This is a genomic window from Streptomyces sp. NPDC005799 (assembly GCF_040630525.1).
GTDB lineage: Bacteria > Actinomycetota > Actinomycetes > Streptomycetales > Streptomycetaceae > Streptomyces > Streptomyces griseorubiginosus_B.
On the sequence record NZ_JBEXXQ010000045.1, the window covers coordinates 45,109 to 62,079 of the forward strand.

At 71.3% G+C, this 16,971-nt stretch carries 13 protein-coding genes; 3 read left to right on the plus strand and 10 right to left on the minus strand.

Annotation, left to right across the window (positions count from 1 at the left end; all coding sequences use genetic code 11):
* Positions 1-9: 9 nt before the first annotated feature.
* From ABZ453_RS35530 to ABZ453_RS35560, 7 genes are all read right to left on the minus strand, one after another.
* On the minus strand, positions 10-1,263 hold the full coding sequence (locus ABZ453_RS35530; RefSeq protein WP_359021644.1) for a TIR-like protein FxsC: 1,254 nt from the start codon (positions 1,261-1,263) through the stop codon (positions 10-12).
* 147 nt (positions 1,264-1,410) lie between these two features.
* Entirely contained in the window at positions 1,411-3,807 is a 2,397-nt protein-coding gene (locus ABZ453_RS35535; RefSeq protein WP_359021646.1) for an FxsB family cyclophane-forming radical SAM/SPASM peptide maturase, read from the minus strand.
* Between the two features lie 37 nt (positions 3,808-3,844).
* Positions 3,845-4,042 carry an FXSXX-COOH protein gene (locus tag ABZ453_RS35540; RefSeq protein ID WP_359021648.1) on the minus strand — a complete coding sequence of 66 codons (198 nt, stop codon included), beginning with the start codon at positions 4,040-4,042 and terminating at the stop codon, positions 3,845-3,847.
* A gap of 351 nt (positions 4,043-4,393) precedes the next feature.
* Positions 4,394-5,704: an MFS transporter gene (locus ABZ453_RS35545; RefSeq protein ID WP_359021650.1), complete on the minus strand. Its 1,311-nt coding sequence runs from the start codon at positions 5,702-5,704 to the stop codon at positions 4,394-4,396.
* 68 nt (positions 5,705-5,772) lie between these two features.
* The gene (locus tag ABZ453_RS35550) at positions 5,773-7,140 is read right to left on the minus strand and encodes a PLP-dependent aminotransferase family protein (RefSeq protein ID WP_359021652.1); all 1,368 of its coding nucleotides are present in this window, start codon (positions 7,138-7,140) and stop codon (positions 5,773-5,775) included.
* An 80-nt stretch (positions 7,141-7,220) separates the two neighbouring features.
* Positions 7,221-8,711, minus strand: coding sequence for an aminopeptidase P family protein (locus tag ABZ453_RS35555; RefSeq protein ID WP_359021654.1), 1,491 nt, complete (start codon positions 8,709-8,711; stop codon positions 7,221-7,223).
* A 116-nt stretch (positions 8,712-8,827) separates the two neighbouring features.
* Positions 8,828-10,339, minus strand: a complete 1,512-nt coding sequence (locus tag ABZ453_RS35560) for a PP2C family protein-serine/threonine phosphatase (RefSeq protein ID WP_359021656.1) — start codon at positions 10,337-10,339, stop codon at positions 8,828-8,830.
* 495 nt (positions 10,340-10,834) lie between these two features.
* On the opposite strand from ABZ453_RS35560, the gene ABZ453_RS35565 reads away from it, so the two are divergent.
* A complete protein-coding gene (locus tag ABZ453_RS35565) occupies positions 10,835-11,500 on the plus strand; it encodes a bifunctional DNA primase/polymerase (RefSeq protein ID WP_359021658.1) in 666 nt (221 codons plus the stop codon).
* Between the two features lie 56 nt (positions 11,501-11,556).
* Positions 11,557-12,123 carry a hypothetical protein gene (locus ABZ453_RS35570; protein WP_359021660.1) on the plus strand — a complete coding sequence of 189 codons (567 nt, stop codon included), beginning with the start codon at positions 11,557-11,559 and terminating at the stop codon, positions 12,121-12,123.
* A gap of 245 nt (positions 12,124-12,368) precedes the next feature.
* On the opposite strand, the gene ABZ453_RS35575 is transcribed toward ABZ453_RS35570, so the two are convergent.
* The 3 genes from ABZ453_RS35575 to ABZ453_RS35585 all read right to left on the minus strand — a co-directional run bounded on the left by ABZ453_RS35575 (position 12,369) and on the right by ABZ453_RS35585 (position 15,128).
* Positions 12,369-13,331 carry a DUF5926 family protein gene (locus ABZ453_RS35575; protein WP_359021662.1) on the minus strand — a complete coding sequence of 321 codons (963 nt, stop codon included), beginning with the start codon at positions 13,329-13,331 and terminating at the stop codon, positions 12,369-12,371.
* 175 nt (positions 13,332-13,506) lie between these two features.
* Positions 13,507-14,154, minus strand: coding sequence for an ATP-binding protein (locus tag ABZ453_RS35580; protein WP_359021664.1), 648 nt, complete (start codon positions 14,152-14,154; stop codon positions 13,507-13,509).
* A gap of 146 nt (positions 14,155-14,300) precedes the next feature.
* Positions 14,301-15,128, minus strand: coding sequence for a glycerophosphodiester phosphodiesterase (locus ABZ453_RS35585; protein WP_359021665.1), 828 nt, complete (start codon positions 15,126-15,128; stop codon positions 14,301-14,303).
* A gap of 257 nt (positions 15,129-15,385) precedes the next feature.
* Here ABZ453_RS35585 and ABZ453_RS35590 point away from each other — a divergent pair, with 257 nt between their 5' ends.
* On the plus strand, positions 15,386-16,867 hold the full coding sequence (locus ABZ453_RS35590; protein ID WP_359021667.1) for a trypsin-like peptidase domain-containing protein: 1,482 nt from the start codon (positions 15,386-15,388) through the stop codon (positions 16,865-16,867).
* Positions 16,868-16,971: the final 104 nt, after the last annotated feature.

Below are 16,971 nucleotides of genomic sequence, written 5' to 3' on the forward strand. Positions count from 1 at the left end.
GGCGCCCGCCTAGACGGGGTGCACCTGCCGGGGCAGCCAGGGGGGGTCGGCCGCTGGTCCCTTCGGCGGATACGTCATCGCGTGGGCCTCGAAGTAGCTGACGGCCTGTCGTACGGCCTTCTGCAACTCGACGGCGAACGCCTCCAGGGTTCGGATGCCGCCGCCCGGGGACCGATGGCCCGAGCCCGCCGCCTGTCGCGTGGCCAGCAGCCGGTCGGTGAGCTCCTGCAGTTGCCGGTCACGCTCGGGCGGGATGGTGTCGTCCCTGTGCTGGGGGATCATGACGCTGATCCACGGCCGTCGGCGCTCGGCCAGCTGTGCCATCAGCTCCTTGACGCGCGGGGAGTCCAGGGCCCACCGGTCGAGCAGCAGCAGGACGGGCGCGGTGGGCGGCCCGGAGGACAGCAGACGGTCGGCCTCGTTCTCGAAGTCGCTCACGGTGACGCGGAAGTTCATGGCCCGGACGAGATCGGCGGCGTGTTCCACCAGTGAACGGGTCGAGACGGGGTGGTACGGGTTCCACTCGGTCGGGGTCTCGCCGTAGTAGTCGGGCACCCGGCCGTCCGGCAGGTCCGCGCGGCAGCGGGCGAGCACGGTGACGTCGAACCCGGGTGGGTGAGCGGTGTCGCCGAACGCGCTGGGCAGCGACTCGTAGTCCCGGTAGATCTGCCCCTCTTCCAGATCGACGGCCCGGCTCGCCCGCACGATCCGCTGCGCCAGCCGGTAGACGGCGAGTTCGTACTGGTCCTTCAGATAGCTGAGTTTGGTCAGTCCGTAGAACCCCTCGGCCGCGTAGTCCTCTCCGAAGTCAGCGTGCTGGAACTGCAGGTCCTTGGCCACCTGGGGCAGTTGCGCGACTTCGACGGGCACCCATAACGCGGGGACGATGGCGCTCTCCCGGGAATCCCCGCGCCGGGTGTGGCGGTATATCTCCCGCTGGGAGAAGGCCCACCACTCGCGGCCGCACTGCTCGCTGATGAAGTAGCGCGGCGAATAGAGCGGAACGAACACCTGACACCGGGCCAGGTTCTCCGACAACTCGTCCGTCCACCGCGTTCCCAGCGCCATTCCCTGGTCCAGGAACCCGGCCCTCGCCCCCACCGGTAACGACGTCATCTCCAGGATGTGGGCGCACAGGCCGTCGTAGAGCTTCTTCACCCATGCGTTGGGACCGGCGACCTCGGAGTCGTTGCGCGGGGTGTGGGCGTAGCTCAGGAAGAAGTACGGCCGTCTGTTCCTGGGGTCCTCTGCGTCCACTCGCACGAATGCCCCCCGATGAGCCGCCGACGGAGCTTCAGTGTAGGAACCAGGCTCCCTTCGCGGAACGGGGCCGCGACATCCGGGAGTTGTCCGACGGCGGAAGGGCCTCCGGGGAGGAGAGCGAGAAAAGCGAGAAAAGCGGCAGTGCGCTCAGGACGCCGTGCGCCGCTTGTGGTCCGTCGCCGCCCTGCGTGCCTCGGTCAGGGCGTCCGGGCTCAGGGGCGCCGTCAGTCTGCTCGCCAGGGTCTCCCCCATGGCTGTCACGAACCGCTCGCCCTCTTCCGTCAGGGCTCCCGAGGCGGCCAGCGTGTCCACGGCCTCCGCGGTCTGCTCGCGCCACCGCGCGAACTGCGCTTCGGCGGCGCGCGCCTCGGCACCGTCCGTGGTCCTGTGACGCGCGCGCCAGAAGTCGACGACGGCGATGTGCGCGTACGTCCCCTGCAGCAGCCCTTCCAGGGGGCGCGGATCGGGGCGCCAGGGCGCGTAGAACAACTGCTCGCACGTGGGGTCGTAGAGGTCGGTCAGATCGAGTAGGGCGCCCAGCTTGACGTGCTGGAACTCGTGCACCAGCAGACAGGCCAGGGTCTCCGGCGCATCGGGTCGGGCGACAGCGACCGCACCGAAGGCGTCTCGCGCGGCCGAACTGATGTCCGCGCCGGAGACGCCCGCCCGCAACGGGGTGACAACGCTCAGCCCCGTGGCGAGCCCGGGGGCGTAGGCGGGCAGTTCACGCCGGATCCACTCCCAGGCGGCCTTGAGCCGGCTGTGCCACTTCTCGGCCGCCGCGTCGGACAGCCGCGGTTGCACGGCGTACCCGTGGACGTCGCGCCAGGGGTCGGTGTCCTCCAATGCGATCGTCCAGTCGGGCAGTTCGAAGAGGTGCCGGTCGAGCCACGAGGGATCCGCCCCCTGCTTGTGCCCGATCCGGTGCTCCCGGCTCCCGACACGCACGGCGAAGCCGTCGTCGTTGTTCCCGGTCACCTGTCCCTCGGCGGCGTCGCCCACCTTGAGTGCCCCGAGGGTCGGCAGCCGCAGCACCCCGGAGTGGGCGGGAACCGTCACCGTGCCCGGCCGGCCGGCCCGCACCAGCGCCGCGGCGGCCAGTTCGGCGACGCCGCGCATCGCGATCGGGCCGGCCTCCTCGTCACCGCCGAGCGAGCGCAGCGCCCAGGGCCTGAGATACGGGTGGGCCAGCACGGCGTCGACCGATCCGGGAGCCTCGGCGTCGAGGACGGTCAAGGTCTCCCAGGCGGCCGTCCCGGTCGCACTGTGGGGAACCTCGTGCCAGACGGCGGCCAGGAGCTCACGGTTGACGGTGAGTTCGTGCCGGGCCAGCAGTTCGACGGCCTCGTGGCCACCGAAGCCGGAGGCGAGTTCGTCGAGGTGCGCGCCGTTCCTGAGCGAGGGTGGCATGGACATCTTCTGGGTTTCCCTGTCGCGGATGCCGAGGATCAGCTGTTTGAGGTCGGCGCAGAACACCGACGGGTTCATGAACCCGTTCGCGCCGCTCCCGGTGCGGTAGCGGTGCGCGTACAGACCGCCGCCGCAGGAACGGACGACCGGACAGGCACGGCAGGTGTCGCTCAGCCCCTCCAGCCCCCGTTGCCGGGCGACGATGCCGGGATGCGTCGCCATCTCGTCCAGTGAGTTGGCCTGCACGCGCATTCCGGTCGCGGGAGCGCCGTCGTACGCGGTCTTGAGGCTGTCCGCCAGCTCCAGCGCCCCGTCTGTCTCGATCACCGCCAGTTCCACGGGCGCCAGTCCCAGGGACTCGGTGAGGCTGCTCGCTCCGCGCAGTGTGCGCAGTACGGAGTCGAGGACACGCACGCCCATCGGGCGGCCGTCGGCCGTCCACCGGTCGAAGATCCGCAGCAGCCAGTCACCGTACGCCGTGGCGGATGCGGACGGGCGCGGCGGAGGGTCGTCCCAGGTGGCGTGGGGGAGCAGGAAGTCGATGCGGGGAGGCGAGAGTGCGGCGAGGGCGCTGTAGACGGTGTCCGGATCGTTGCGCAGGTCGATCGTGCAGAGAATGCCGGCGAAGAGGTGCCGGTAGCGCGGCTGCCGCAGAAGGCTGATCGCGCGCAGGACACGGTCGTGGCTGCTGCGTCCGTCGCGGTAGCGGCGATGCAGATCGTTGGCGGCCCTGTCGCCGTCGAGCGAGACACCGATCTTGATGTCGAACTCGGCGAACAGGTCGCAGAACTTCTCGTCGAGCGTGACGCCGTTCGTGTGGATGCGCAGGTCGAGGCCGCAGACGCCGGCGAGGGCGCTGCGTAACCCCTCCGCCGCACGACGCAGTCTGGCCCGGCCGGCGAGGAGGGGTTCCCCGCCGTGCAGGACCACGTGGACGGTGTCGAGCCGATGGGTTCGGGCGTGCTCGGCGATGCGCTCGGCGGTGATGTCCAGTACCGCGTCGGAGATCACCTTGGGGCGGCCTCGCCAACTCTGGTCCGCGTGTTCGAAGACGTAGCAGTGATCGCATGCGAGATCGCAGCGGCTGTGCATCTTCAACACGAACTGGCTCAGGGGGTGAGGCGAGGGGTCCATGAGCGCACTGTTCGATTCCTGCCCGAGGGGCGGGGGATCAGACGGCCGACTGGAACGCCGCGACCGAGACGCGGGCGGGACCTCGCTCAGGAGCACCGTGCGACACCACCCGGGTCAGGGCACCGGACGCGACACCGTCCGGGCGGGCGGCGAGCCGTACCAGCGGGACCCGCTCGGGCCCGTCGGGCGACGGCTTCCCCGGCTCTTCGGCCGAGGCGTTGGTGGACGTGCTCATGGGCGAACCTCGATCTTCCGTGTGTCCGCTGGACCGGCCAGAAGACAATCCGCACGAAGCGGATATTACGGATACCTGGAGCGCACCGCTCGGCGAACACGCTCGTGAGTCTGGGGGAGCCATGAAAGCATACGGCCGGAAAGGATCGCGACGCGCCTGGTCGCACCCCAACTGCCAGCACCTGTAACGGAGTTGAGCAGTAAGAAAATCCCATTCAGACCCCGCCTCCGAAGGGTCGGAGTGGCGGAAACACGCTCGATGGCTCCTCCGATAGGAGTCCAAGAAATACCTGACCAGCTCCGGCCTCGACGATTTTTTACCAAGACTTTACTCATGGGGTGAGTTTGAGATCTATCGGCCCCGGCGCACTGGGCCCGTCACCCATCCGGTCCGCGCACCTTCGCGCCCCGCGTCTTCACCCAGCCGTGTCATCCGGTCGACGGCCCGCCTCGCGGCCGGCCCCATCGCGTACGACGCCGCCACCGTCGCCCCGCCCAGCAGCAGCCACCCCGGCGTCCCCCACCCCACCAGCAGCGAGGTCAGCACCAGCGGGCCCACGGTGCGGGCCACCGTCACCCCGGTGCCGAAGAAGCCCTGGTACTCGCCGACCCGGTCCACCGGCGCGAGATCGAAGGACAGCTGCCAGGAACCGGCCGACTGCCCCATCTCGGCGACGACCTGGAGCACGGCTGCGACGACCAGGAACCCCACCGCCGGCCAACGCGGCACCCCTCCCGAGAGCGCGAACACCGCGCACGCCGCCAGCATCACCCACCCCGAGCGCCGCACCGCGCGCGTGGCGGACCCCAGCCCCGTGACACCGCGCGCCAGCCGTACCTGGAACAGCATCACCGCGCCGGTGTTGAGCACGAACAGCGCCGAGACCAGCCAGGCGGGTGCGGTCGTCCGCTCGGCGATCCAGAGCGGCAGCCCCAGACTGAGCAGCGGCATCCGCAACAGCAGCACGGTGTTGAGCAACGCGACCACCACATACGGCCTGTCCCTCACCACACCGAGCCTGTCCCGTTCCCGCGTCGGCCGCCCCCGGAGCACGCCCCGCTCCCGCCCCTCGCCCACCGCGACCGGTGCCACGGCCGGCAACCGGAGCAGCAGGGCCGCGCACATCAGGAAGCTCGCAGCGTCCAGGGCGAACACCCCGAGGTACGCCGCCCGGGTCCCCGCCTGCAAGGCCAGTCCGCCCAGCCCCGCGCCCACCGCCAGCCCGGCGTTCAGCGTGGCCTGCAGCTGTGCGAGCAGCCCCGTCCGCTCCCCGGCCGTCACCAGTCCCGCGAGCAGCGCCTGTCGGGCCGCCGCCAGGCCCGACTGCGCCGTCGCGTACGCGCAGGCGGCGAGGACGAACGGAACGAACCCCCGCACCACCAGGAACGAACCGACAGCGGCCGCGGTTCCCACCGCCAGCAGCACGGCCGCGGCCCGCGCCCCACGCCGGTCGGCGACCCGCCCGAGCGGCACCCCGGCCAGCGACCCGACCGCCCAGGCGACGGTCACCCCGAGCCCCACGCGCGCGGGCGCCAGACCGACGACATGCGTGAAGTACAGCGCGGAGGTCACGTAGTAGGCCCCGTCGCCGGTCGAGTCGGCCAGCTGGGCCAGCGCCAGCACGCGCCGCGGACCGGCGGGCGGAACGAGTCGAGAGATCATGACAGCGACACTATGAAGGCAATGGACCCTCGGACAGGCCCAATCACCCGCCGTCTCGCTGGCCCAATTCAGCTGCCGTCCAGTACCTTGCCCAGCACCTCCAACGCCTCCGGATACACCCGCTCCCGAGGCGTCCCGTACCCGACGATCACGCCCTGGGCCCGGTCCTCGCCCGGCGTGTGCCAGTGGTCACCGAGCCGCCCCAGCGCGAGCCCCTCCGCCTCGGCGCGCTTCAGTACCTCCGCCTCGTCGGCGACCTCCACGAGCGCGTGCAGCCCGGCGGCGATCCCGCGCACGTTCCGCCGCCCGCCGAGCCGGTCCAGGAGCTGGTCCCTGCGCCTGCGGTATCTGAGCCGGCACGCGCGTACGTGCCGGTCATAGGCATGGCTGTCGATGAGCTCCGCGAGCGCCAGCTGGCCGATGGACTCGGTGTGGTGGTCGCTGTGGAGCTTGGCGTCGGCGACCGCGTCGACCAGGTGCGGCGGCAGCACCATCCAGCCGAGCCGCAGCGCCGGCCCGAGCGTCTTGGAGGCGGTGCCCAGATAGACGACCTGCCCGGGAGCCATCCCCTGCAACGCGCCCACCGGCTGGCGGTCGTACCGGAACTCCCCGTCGTAGTCGTCCTCGACGATCAGCCCGCCACGCGCGCGTGCCCAGTCCGTCAGCGCCCGCCGCCGCTCGGGGCGCAGTGTGACGCCGGTCGGGTACTGGTGGGCGGGGGTGACGACGACGGCCTTCGCGTCCGCCAGCGCGTCGGCGCACACCCCGCGTTCGTCGACCGGTACCGGCACCACGGTGCCTCCGTTGTGCCGCACGACCTCCCGGTGGAACGGCAGCCCCGGATCCTCCATGGCGATCTCGCCGCCTTCCAGCACGCGCGTGAGGAGCGCGAGCCCCTGCACGTACCCGGAGGTGATCACAATGCGCTCCGGGGGCGCGATGACCCCTCGCGCGCGCCCCAGGTATCCCGACAGCGCCTGCCGCAGCTCTGTGCGGCCGCGCGGGTCCCCGTAGTCGTACGCCAGCAGGGGCGCCGTGGCGATGGCGCGTCTGAGCGCCCGCAGCCAGGCCGCCGCCGGGAACGCCCCGACGTCCGGGCTGCCCGGCCGCAGATCGAAACGCGGGGTACGCGCGTGCGTGGCCGCGTCGGGCGCCTCCTGGTCGGCCGAGGGCAGCTGCGCGACCTGCGTCCCCGATCCCTGCCGAGCGGTCAGATACCCCTCGGCGACCAACTGGTCGTAAGCCGCCTTCGCGGTCCCCCGGGAGATCCCGAGTTCACTCGCGAGCCGCCGGGTGGCGGGCAGCCGGGTGCCGGGCGCCAGCCGCCCGTCCCGCACGGCGTCCCGCAGGGCCCGCTCCAGTCCGACCCGCCGGCCGTCACCGGCATCGGGCTCCAGATGCAGGTCGACCCCGACACCGGCCAAGAAGTCGTTCACGAAAACCCTCCCCCTAGGTACGTGTGTCCAGGCACGTCGATGGCCGGGCACCTCACTGGTACCCGGCCATCCGTCCCGTATCAGCCCTTGAGCGAAGCCATCCAGGCCTCGACCTCGTCCGATCGCCGGGGCAGGCCCGCCGACAGGTTCCGGTTCCCGTCCTCGGTCACCAGGATGTCGTCCTCGATCCGGACACCGATGCCCCGGTACTCCTCCGGCACCGTCAGGTCGTCGGCCTGGAAGTACAGCCCCGGCTCGACGGTGAGGCACATCCCCGGCTCCAGCGTGCCGTCGACGTACGACTCCACGCGCGCGGCGGCGCAGTCGTGCACGTCCATGCCGAGCATGTGGCCCGTCCCGTGCAGCGTCCAGCGCCGCTGCAGCCCGAGCTCCAGTACCCGCTCCACGGGTCCCTCGACCAGCCCCCACTCGACGAGCCGCTCGGTGAGCACGCGCTGCGCGGCGTCGTGGAAGTCCCGGTACTTGCCGCCCGGCTGCACGGCCGCGATACCGGCCTCCTGGGCGTCGTACACGGCGTCGTAGATCTTCTTCTGGATCTCGCTGAACCGCCCGCTCACCGGCAGCGTCCGCGTGACGTCGGCGGTGTAGTACGTGTGCGTCTCGACGCCCGCGTCCAGCAGCAGCAGCTCACCTGAGCGCACGGGCCCGTCGTTGCGCACCCAGTGCAGCGTGCACGCGTGCGGCCCGGCCGCGGCGATCGTGCCGTAGCCGACGTCGTTGCCCTCCACCCGCGCGCGGAGGAAGAACGTGCCCTCGATGTACCGCTCGCTGGTCGCCTCGGCCTTGTCGAGCACGCGTACGACATCCTCGAAGCCGCGCACCGTCGAGTCGACGGCCTTCTGCAGCTCGCCGATCTCGAACTCGTCCTTGACCAGCCGCGCCTCGGAGAGGAAGACCCGCAGCTCCTCGTCCCGCTCGGCGGTGACCTTGTCGGTCAGCGCCGCCTCGATCCCGGCGTCGTACCCGCGCACGACGCGCACCGGGCCGGCCGCCTCGCGCAGCGCGTCGGGCAGCTCGCGCACGTCGGAGGCCGGGATGCCGTACAGCTTCTCCGCCTCGGTCAGCGAGTGCCGGCGGCCGACCCACAGCTCGCCCTGGCCGGAGAGCCAGAACTCGCCGTTCTCGCGGTCCGAGCGCGGCAGGAGGTAGATCGTCGCCCGGTGGCCCTCGGCGGTCGGCTCGAGCACGAGCACGCCGTCCTCGGTCTGGTTGCCCGTGAGGTACGCGTACTCGACGGATGCCCGGAAGGGGTAGTCCGTGTCGTTCGAACGGGTCTTGAGGTTGCCCGCGGGGATCACCAGACGCTCGCCCGGGAAGCGCGCGGACAGCGCCGCGCGGCGGGCCGCGGTCTCGGCGGCCTGGGCGATCGGCTCCAGGTCGCGCAGCTCCGTGTCGGCCCAGCCGGACTTCATGTTCTCGGCCAGCTCGTCGGACACGCCCGGGTACAGGCCGTTCTTGCGCTGCTTGATCGGCTCCTCAGACTCAGTGTCCGGGCCCGCTGCGGCAGCAGCAGATGTCTCAGCCGGATTGAGCTCTTCGGCCACGGTCATCCTCCTCGATACGGCACTGGACCCCCTCCATCGTACGGTCGTACGGAAGGGGGCCCAGGGACGAAAGGCCTGTTACCGAGGGAAGCGGCGCGCGTACGGAAGAACACGCCTCCGGCTCACTCGAACCGCGCCGCCAGCAGGACGACGTCCTCCTCGCCGTCCGCCGCGTCCAGCCCCTCCGGCAGCACGGTGCGCAGCACGTGGTCGGCGATCGCGTCGGGGTCGTGCCGCAGCGCCCTCGGCACACCGGCCGCCGCGGCGTGCAGCCGGGCGAAGGCGCGGTCGGTGGGGTCCCCGGTGCGGTGCAGCAGGCCGTCGGTGTAGAGCAGCACCGTCTCGCCGGGCTGGGCCTCGAGTTCCACGCTGGGCGCCTCCCAGCAGGCGAGCATGCCCAGCGGCGCGGACACCGACGTCTCCACGTACTCGGTGCGCCGCTCGCCGACCAGCAGCGGCGGGCAGTGTCCGGCGCCGGCCAGGGTGAACTTGCGCAACGCGGGTTCGCAGTAGGCGAACAGGGCGGTCGCGGAGCGGGCGGGCTCGGTGAGGCGCAGCAGCAGCTCCAGGTCCGACAGGACGGCCACCGGGTCCTCGCCCTCCATCACCGCGTACGCGCGCAGGGAGGCCCGCAGCCGGCCCATCGCGGCGACGGCGCTCGGCCCGGAACCGGTCACCGAGCCGACCGCTAGGCCGAGGGCGGCGTCCGGCAGCGGCAGCGCGTCGTACCAGTCGCCGCCGCCACGCGGGCCGGTGCGGTGCCGGGCGGCGAGCTGGACGCCGGCGACGCGGGGGAGCCGGGACGGCAGCAGCTCCTCGGTCATCGTCGCCATGCACGCGCGCGTGCGCTCCACTTCGACCAGTCGGCCCAGGTGCTCACCGGCGTACCGCGCGTACAGGCCGACGAGGTGGCGCTGGCGCTCGACCGGCTCGGCGGGCTCGTCGTACAGCCACACGGCGGCGCCCAGGCGGCCCGTGGCCTCGGCGGACAGGGGGAGGGAGTAGCTCGCGGCGTACCCGAGCCGGGCGGCCACCTCGCGGTGGCGGGGGTCGAGGCCGTCCTCGGAGAGCAGGTCGGGTTCGGCGATCTCGCCGTCCGCGCCCGGCAGTCCGTCCAGAATGCGGCCGTACGGCATCGCGCTGCGCGGCACGGTCTCGATGTGACCGAGGTCGGCCCGGCCGAGGCCCAGGCCGATGGTCGTGGCCGGGCCGAGTCCGTCGGCCGGCTCCAGTACGACGAGACCGCGCCGGGCGCCCACCAGGGCGGCTCCGGCGCGCAGCAGTTCGGTCAGGGCGTCCGCGAGTGCGTCCGTGCGGGTCAGCCGTTCGGTCAGTTCATGGAGGGTCGTGAGGTCCGAGACCCAGCCGGCGAGGCGGTCCTGGAGCAGTGCTCCCGGCGCGTTCGGCAACGGGACCGGAGTGGTTCCCGGGGCGACGGGCGCGGGCGCGACAGTGTGTGCGGGCGCGGGAACCGTTGAATCGATTCCAGCCACTTTCGGAGGGTGAGGGGCGTTCATGGCGTCCGGCTTTCCGACCGGTGCGTACTGCTCAAAAGCATCGCAAACCCCCATGTCATTCTGCGCCGCTAGCAGTGTCTCCACATGTACACGCACTCGTAAGGGGATGTCCAGCATTGTCCTGCTGGGATTCCTGGTGTCCGTGGTAAGCAAGTGCCTTGCCTGTCATAAAGCAAAGTTGGCCTAAAACTGCCTCGGGTAACGGGGTATTGCGGTCGACTGGCCTTGCTCCACGGAGCGTCACAGCGGTCGTGATGGGTACGTACTCGGAGAAGACCAGGGGTGGTTGACAGCCACCCGGAACCTGGTGACCGACCCGGGCGTCCTATCCACCGACGACCGTGCCCCATCCTCCCGTGGCGGAGGCGAAGAGAAATACGCGGGACGGCAAAACGCCAGACTTCGCCACCCCCCGCCATGCCCATGCTTTTGACTGACGCAGTATGGGTGGCGAGGCTGCCACGGAAGCAGCCCACGTTCTACCCATAGGGGTTCCCCTTGCCTCCAGCAGGGGTGTGATGCGCCAACAGGTACGCACAGTGAAGTGATCGACACATGGTGTGATGTGGCCCACGGTGTTGCCAGCGGTGCAACGGAAAGGAACGAGCGCTCATGCGCGAGATCCTCGGAAGGCGACGCAGGCTCCTGTCCCAGCGCAGTGACGGAAGGCCTGAGTTGATCAGCGCGGCCCTGACCTTCGCGACGGAATGGCAGTGGCCCGTACTCCCGGGTGTGGCGGCGGATCCGCAGGGACGTTCCCGCTGCTCCTGCCCCGACCCCGAGTGCACGGTGCCCGGCGCGCATCCCTTCGACCCCGGTCTTCTCGCCGCCACCACCGACGCCCGGATGGTGCGCTGGTGGTGGGCCAACCGGCCCGCGGCGCCGATCGTCCTGGCCACCGGCGGCTCAGCGCCCTGTGCGGTGAGCCTGCCGGCCCTGGCCGCCGCGCACACCCTCACCGCCCTGGACCGCATGGGCCTGCGCCTGGGCCCGGTCGTGGCCTCGGCCGGCCGCTGGGCGATCCTGGTGAAGCCGTACTCCCTGGAGCAGCTGGGCGAACTGCTCTACGCCAAGGACTTCGTCCCCGGCTCCCTGCGCTTCCACGGCGAGGGCGGCTACATCGCGCTGCCGCCGTCCGAGACCGGTGAGGGCGAGATCCGCTGGGAGCGCGCGCCGCTGCCCGGTTCCGCCTCCCCCTGGGTCCCGGACATCGAGCCCGTGGTGGACGCGGCGGTTGAGGTCCTCACTCGTACGGGTGTGAGCGCGCCCGAGTTGTAGGGGTGTCGAGCGCGCGTGGTACGGCACACGCGCGCGTGGTCGTTATCTTCCGCTCTATGCCGCGTCATTCTGGTGGGCACCCCACGGACCCCCGAACCCGTCTGCTCGCCCTCACCGCCGTCGTGGTGTGCGCGCTCGCGCTGCCGCTGGCCGTGGCGTCCGCGGGCCCGGTGGGCGACCAGGGCCGTGCCGTCGTACGCACCCTGACCCACGACGACCCCAAGCTGCCCACCGCCGAGCCCAGCCGCTCCCCCTTCCTGCTCGGCCTGGGCCTGGCCACCGCGGCCCGCTGCGGTCCCCAGCTCACCTCCCCCGAGGGCGTCGAGGCGCAGACCTGTGTGCTCACGCAGGGCCAGGACACCTGGGCGCGCACCTACTACCGCAACGCCACCGGCCACGCCCTGGACTCCGTCCTGAGCATCATGGGCCCCGGCGGCCTGACCGTGCAGACGAACTGCGCCGTGGACGGCGGGGACGAGCCGGGGACCTGTGAGACGCCACGGGAGCGCACCCGGGGCTCACTGGACGGCTACACGGCCGTGTCGGAGTTCGCGGAGCGCGCCGGGAACGGGCCGCTGCTGCTGCGGTCCGGGAGCAACTCCGGGGACACCGCGGGAAGTTGACGAGCGACGGCATTCCGTAAAGGAAGCGCGGCAGGAAAAAGACCCGGTTGCTGGCGACGGGGGATGCACCAGCAACCGGGCTACTCGAACGGTAACAAGAGATCGGCGGTTCGCAAATTCGATCCGGGCTTTCCGGTCACCCATGTGCCTTGCCCCTGGCGGGACTTGTGCGCGCGGTCGCCGGTCGCTCGCGACCCGGCGGGGCTGATCCACCGTTCAGCCCCGTCCGATTTCGTCACCGCCTGTCAACTGAGCGTGACCTGCCGGTTGGTGAGGCCGCCGCGCGCGCGGCGCTCGTCGGCGGTCAGCGGCGCGTCCGAGGCCAGGGCACCGGCGAGCCGCTCGGCGAACTCCGCGGCCGGCTTCTCGATGTCCTCAGCGGTGACCGAACTCGGCAGGTCCCAGACCGGCACGGTGAGCCCGTGAGCGCGGAAGGAACCCACGAGGCGGGTGCCGTCACCGAGGTTCGACCGGCCCGCCGCGTGCAACCGCGCGAGAGCGTCCAGAAGCTGCTCCTCCTCGTGCGGCATGACCCAGCGCAGGTGGTTCTTCTCCGGCGTCTCGCACCAGTACGCGGCGTCCACCCCGGTCAGCTTCACGGTCGGGATGGCCGCGGCGTTGGCCCGCTCCAGCGAGGCGGTCACGTCCGGGGTGGCGTTCTCCGGGTCGGGGACCCAGAACTCGAAACCGCTGTGCACAACTGGCTCGAACGCGCCTTCGGGATCGAGCAGCTCCTGCAGCCGCGGACCGTCGGAGGGCGCCCGCCGGCCCTCGACCGGGGTGCCCGGCTCGGCCGTGAGCGCGCGCCGGAGCGTGTCGGCGAGGTCGCGGCTGATGTCGCCCGACGCCGTGTCGTTCTGCAGGCCGAGCAGCACCGAGCCGTCGTCGCGGCGCAGGGCCGGCCAGGCCATCGGCAGCACCGTGGCGAGCGTGACCGACGGAACGCCCTCGGGGAGGCCGTCCTTCAGCGTCAGCCCGACCGTGGCCGCCGGTACCAGCTCGCGCAGCGCCACCCAGTCGCACTCACCGGGCAGTCCCTCGAAGGGCCGGTGCACCAGCTCGGTCGCCGCGTGCTGGGCGGCCCGGCCGTGACAGGCCTTGTAGCGGCGACCGCTGCCGCAGGGGCACGGCTCGCGCGCACCGACGACCGGGATCTCTCCATCGGCGATCTGGGGCTTGGCCTTCGTCTGGGGTCGCTTCTTGGCCATCGTGGGTGTCTCCCGGTTACGGCTCGTCTCGTACGTCGGGAGCCTAGCCGTTCACGCCATGAGCGACGGGAGCCTGTGGACAACCTGCACGCTCGTGCCGACCTGTGGATGACGCGCGAGCGGTGGATGACGCCCCGGCGTGGACAGCGCTCCGGCCTGTCCCGGAACCGGCGTCTCAGTCCAGGTCGTCGAACGCGTCCGCGAACCCCAGGCCGGGCATGCCGGGGATCCGTGACACCGTCGGTGCTGTGACACGCGTGGCGAAGTCGTCGCGTCGGCGACCGGCGTCCGGGTCGTGAACGTCCTCGTGGACGACCACCCACACCGTGACCTCGCCCCGGGCGTCGTCCCGCACGCCCCAGTCGTCGGCCAGCGCGGTGATGATGTTCAGCCCGCGGCCGCCGTGCGCGGTGACCGAGGGCGTGGCCGGAGCAGGGCGGGTGGGCCCGCCGCCGTCCGTCACCTCCACCGTGAGCCTGCCGCTCACGTCGACCCGCCAGGCCGCGCGGACGTCACCGTCACCGGCCAGGGCGTCGCCCAGTGGCCGGCCGTGTTTGCACGCGTTGCTCAAGAGTTCGGAAAGAATCAGTACGGCATCGTCGATGACCGCTTCCGACACACCGCCCCTGCGCAGTTGCGCACGCATACGGTGTCTCGCCTCCCCCACGCCCGCAGGGCCATGGGGTACGGCCATGCTCGACGACGTGGGCACCTCCTGTGCCACCACCAACGCCACCCCCGAGACCTCCTTCGCCCCACGCCACGGTGTGGATGCCCCATTGGCCTGTACCGGAAACCGGCCGGCACGAGCCCGGTGACGCATTCGCAACGATCGAATACGGATCGAACGCGCCGGAGCACTCCCTGTAGTCGAGTGGCCTGATTTCGACGGTCGCCGGAGTGGGAGAATGGCGTTAAAGGGGGCGAAGGGTCAAGAGTTCTTCACAGGTCTTTACCAGTGGCACACCATCAACGGCCGAGCTGACGCAGCACCGCGCGCGGACGGTTGGTGATGATGGCGTCGATCCCCAGCTCCAGGCAGAGGTCGACGTCCTCGGGCTCGTTGACGGTCCACACGTGCACCTGGTGGCCGGCCCGCTTCAGGCGCTCGATGTACCCCGGTTGGTTGCGGACGATCCGGATCGAGGGGCCGGCGATCCGGACACCGGCCGGCAGCCGCCCGTCCCGCAGTCGCGGCGAGACGAACTGCAGCAGATAGACCGTCGGCAGGTTCGGCGCGGCGGCCCGCACGCGATGCAGCGACCGCGCCGAGAAACTCATCACGCGGACCGGGGACTCCACGGCCGCGGCGGGCGCGTCCAGCCCGAACCGCTTCAGCAGCACCAGCAGCCGCTCCTCCACCTGCCCCGCCCAGCGGGTGGGGTGCTTGGTCTCGATGGCCAGTTCCACGCGCCGCCCGGCGTCCGCGACCAGCTCCAGCAGCCGCTCCAGCGTGAGGACGGCGGTGTGCTCACGCCCCTCGGGCAGGTACTCCCAGTCGGGCTCCTCGTCGCGCGTCCGCCAGAACTCGCGCGCCTTGCGGGAACCGAAGTCCAGGGCGGCCAGATCGGCGAGCTCCAGTGCCGACACCGCGCCCCGGCCGTTGGACGTACGGTTGACGCGACGGTCGTGGACGCAGACGAGGTGGCCGTCCGCCGTCAGGCGTACATCGCATTCGAGGGCGTCCGCGCCGTCCTCGATCGCCTTCTTGTAGGCGGCGAGGGTGTGCTCCGGGGCCTCCTCGGAGGCTCCGCGGTGGGCGACGACTTGGATCGTGTGCTGCCGTACGTGGGTCACCGCGTCATGGTGCCACCGCGAGGGGGTAGTCGTGGCGTCGAAGAGGCAGAGAATGCATCCTTTTTGCGAGTCATGACCTATATAAGGAAAGGCCCCGGACCCACAGGCACCGCTTATGGCGCCCTGACGGCTCATGGGAAAAGCTGACGGCATACAAAAGGACATGCACAGCTGCAGCGCGCCGGACCGTCGAGCAACGTGAACGGGCGTGACCGAGTGCGACCGAGAAGAACAGCCGTGGATCGAGGAGAGAAGCTGTGAGCACCGAGAACGAGGGCACCGCGGTACCCCCGGCCCCGTCTGCACCCCCCGTGCCGGTGGACGCTCCCGCTCCCTCGGCACCCGCGGCCCCCGAAGGGGGCGCGCCGACCACCCCGCTCCCGCCGGCTCCGCAGGGCGCTCCCGGCCCGCAGGGGCAGGACCTGCCGTACTCGGGCCACGCACCCGCGTACGCGTCGACGGAACCGCACAACCCCCAGGGCCACGGCGGCTCCGGCGGCCCGGCCCCCGACGCCTCCTGGCCGCCCCCGCCGCCCGCGACCCCCTCGTACGCCGACGGCTCCGGCGGCTCGAACTCCGGCTGGGGCTCCTCCTACCAGCAGCAGCCGCAGTCCCCGAAGTCCGGCCGCGGTGGCCTGGTCGCCGCGATCCTGGTGGCCGCGCTGGTCGCCGGCGGTCTGGGCGGCGGTCTCGGCTACACGCTGGCCAAGAACAACGACGACAACAGCGGTTCCACGACGGTCTCCGCCTCCACCAGCGGCGGCGCCGTCAAGCGCGACGCCGGCACGGTCGCGGGCGTGGCCGCCCGGGCGCTGCCCAGCACGGTCACCATCGAGGCCGAGTCCACCAACGGCGAGGGCGGCACCGGCACCGGGTTCGTCTTCGACACCCAGGGCCACATCGTCACCAACAACCACGTCGTCGCCGACGCCCTCGACGGCGGCAAGCTGACGGCCACCTTCCCGAACGGCAAGAAGTACGACGCCGAGGTGGTCGGACACGCGCAGGGCTACGACGTCGCCGTCATCAAGCTGAAGAACCCCCCGTCGGACCTCAAGCCGCTCACCCTGGGCGACTCGGACAAGGTCGCGGTCGGCGACTCCACGATCGCCATCGGCGCCCCCTTCGGCCTGTCGAACACGGTGACGACGGGCATCATCAGCGCCAAGAACCGCCCGGTGGCCTCCAGCGACGGACAGGGCACCAACGCCTCCTACATGAGCGCTCTGCAGACGGACGCGTCGATCAACCCGGGCAACTCGGGAGGCCCGCTCCTCGACGCCCAGGGCAACGTGATCGGCATCAACTCGGCGATCCAGTCCACCGGCAGCGGGGGCCTGGGCGGCACCAGCCAGTCCGGCTCCATCGGTCTGGGCTTCGCCATCCCGATCAACCAGGCCAAGTACGTGGCCCAGCAGCTGATCAAGACCGGCAAGCCCGTCTACGCCAAGATCGGCGCGTCCGTCTCCCTGGAGGACTCCGGCAACGGTGCCAAGATCACCGAGCAGGGTGCCGGGGGCGCCTCCGCGGTGGAGTCCGGCGGTCCCGCCGACAAGGCCGGCCTGAAGCCCGGGGACGTCATCACCAAGCTCGACGACATGGTGATCGACTCCGGTCCGACGCTGATCGGCGAGATCTGGACCCACAAGCCGGGCGACAAGGTCACGATCACCTACGAGCGCGGCGGCAAGTCCCACACCGTGGATCTGACCCTCGGCTCCCGCGTCGGCGACAGCTGACCCCACCGACCCCACGCGCGCGTACCTCCCCGGTCGATCAACAACCGACCCACGCGCGCGTGCGGACCCGTTACCCTGGTCCCCGCGCCGTTCGATCTCCTGGA

Bases quoted from the DNA above. Each gene is read 5' to 3' on its own strand.
- ABZ453_RS35535 (WP_359021646.1), bottom strand. From the start codon at position 3,807: ATGGACCCCTCGCCTCACCCCCTGAGCCAGTTCGTGTTGAAGATGCAC.
- ABZ453_RS35540 (WP_359021648.1), bottom strand. From the start codon at position 4,042: ATGAGCACGTCCACCAACGCCTCGGCCGAAGAGCCGGGGAAGCCGTCG.
- ABZ453_RS35545 (WP_359021650.1), bottom strand. From the start codon at position 5,704: ATGATCTCTCGACTCGTTCCGCCCGCCGGTCCGCGGCGCGTGCTGGCG.
- ABZ453_RS35555 (WP_359021654.1), bottom strand. From the start codon at position 8,711: ATGACCGTGGCCGAAGAGCTCAATCCGGCTGAGACATCTGCTGCTGCC.
- ABZ453_RS35560 (WP_359021656.1), bottom strand. From the start codon at position 10,339: ATGCTGGACATCCCCTTACGAGTGCGTGTACATGTGGAGACACTGCTA.
- ABZ453_RS35565 (WP_359021658.1), top strand. From the start codon at position 10,835: ATGCGCGAGATCCTCGGAAGGCGACGCAGGCTCCTGTCCCAGCGCAGT.
- ABZ453_RS35570 (WP_359021660.1), top strand. From the start codon at position 11,557: ATGCCGCGTCATTCTGGTGGGCACCCCACGGACCCCCGAACCCGTCTG.
- ABZ453_RS35575 (WP_359021662.1), bottom strand. From the start codon at position 13,331: ATGGCCAAGAAGCGACCCCAGACGAAGGCCAAGCCCCAGATCGCCGAT.
- ABZ453_RS35580 (WP_359021664.1), bottom strand. From the start codon at position 14,154: ATGCGTCACCGGGCTCGTGCCGGCCGGTTTCCGGTACAGGCCAATGGG.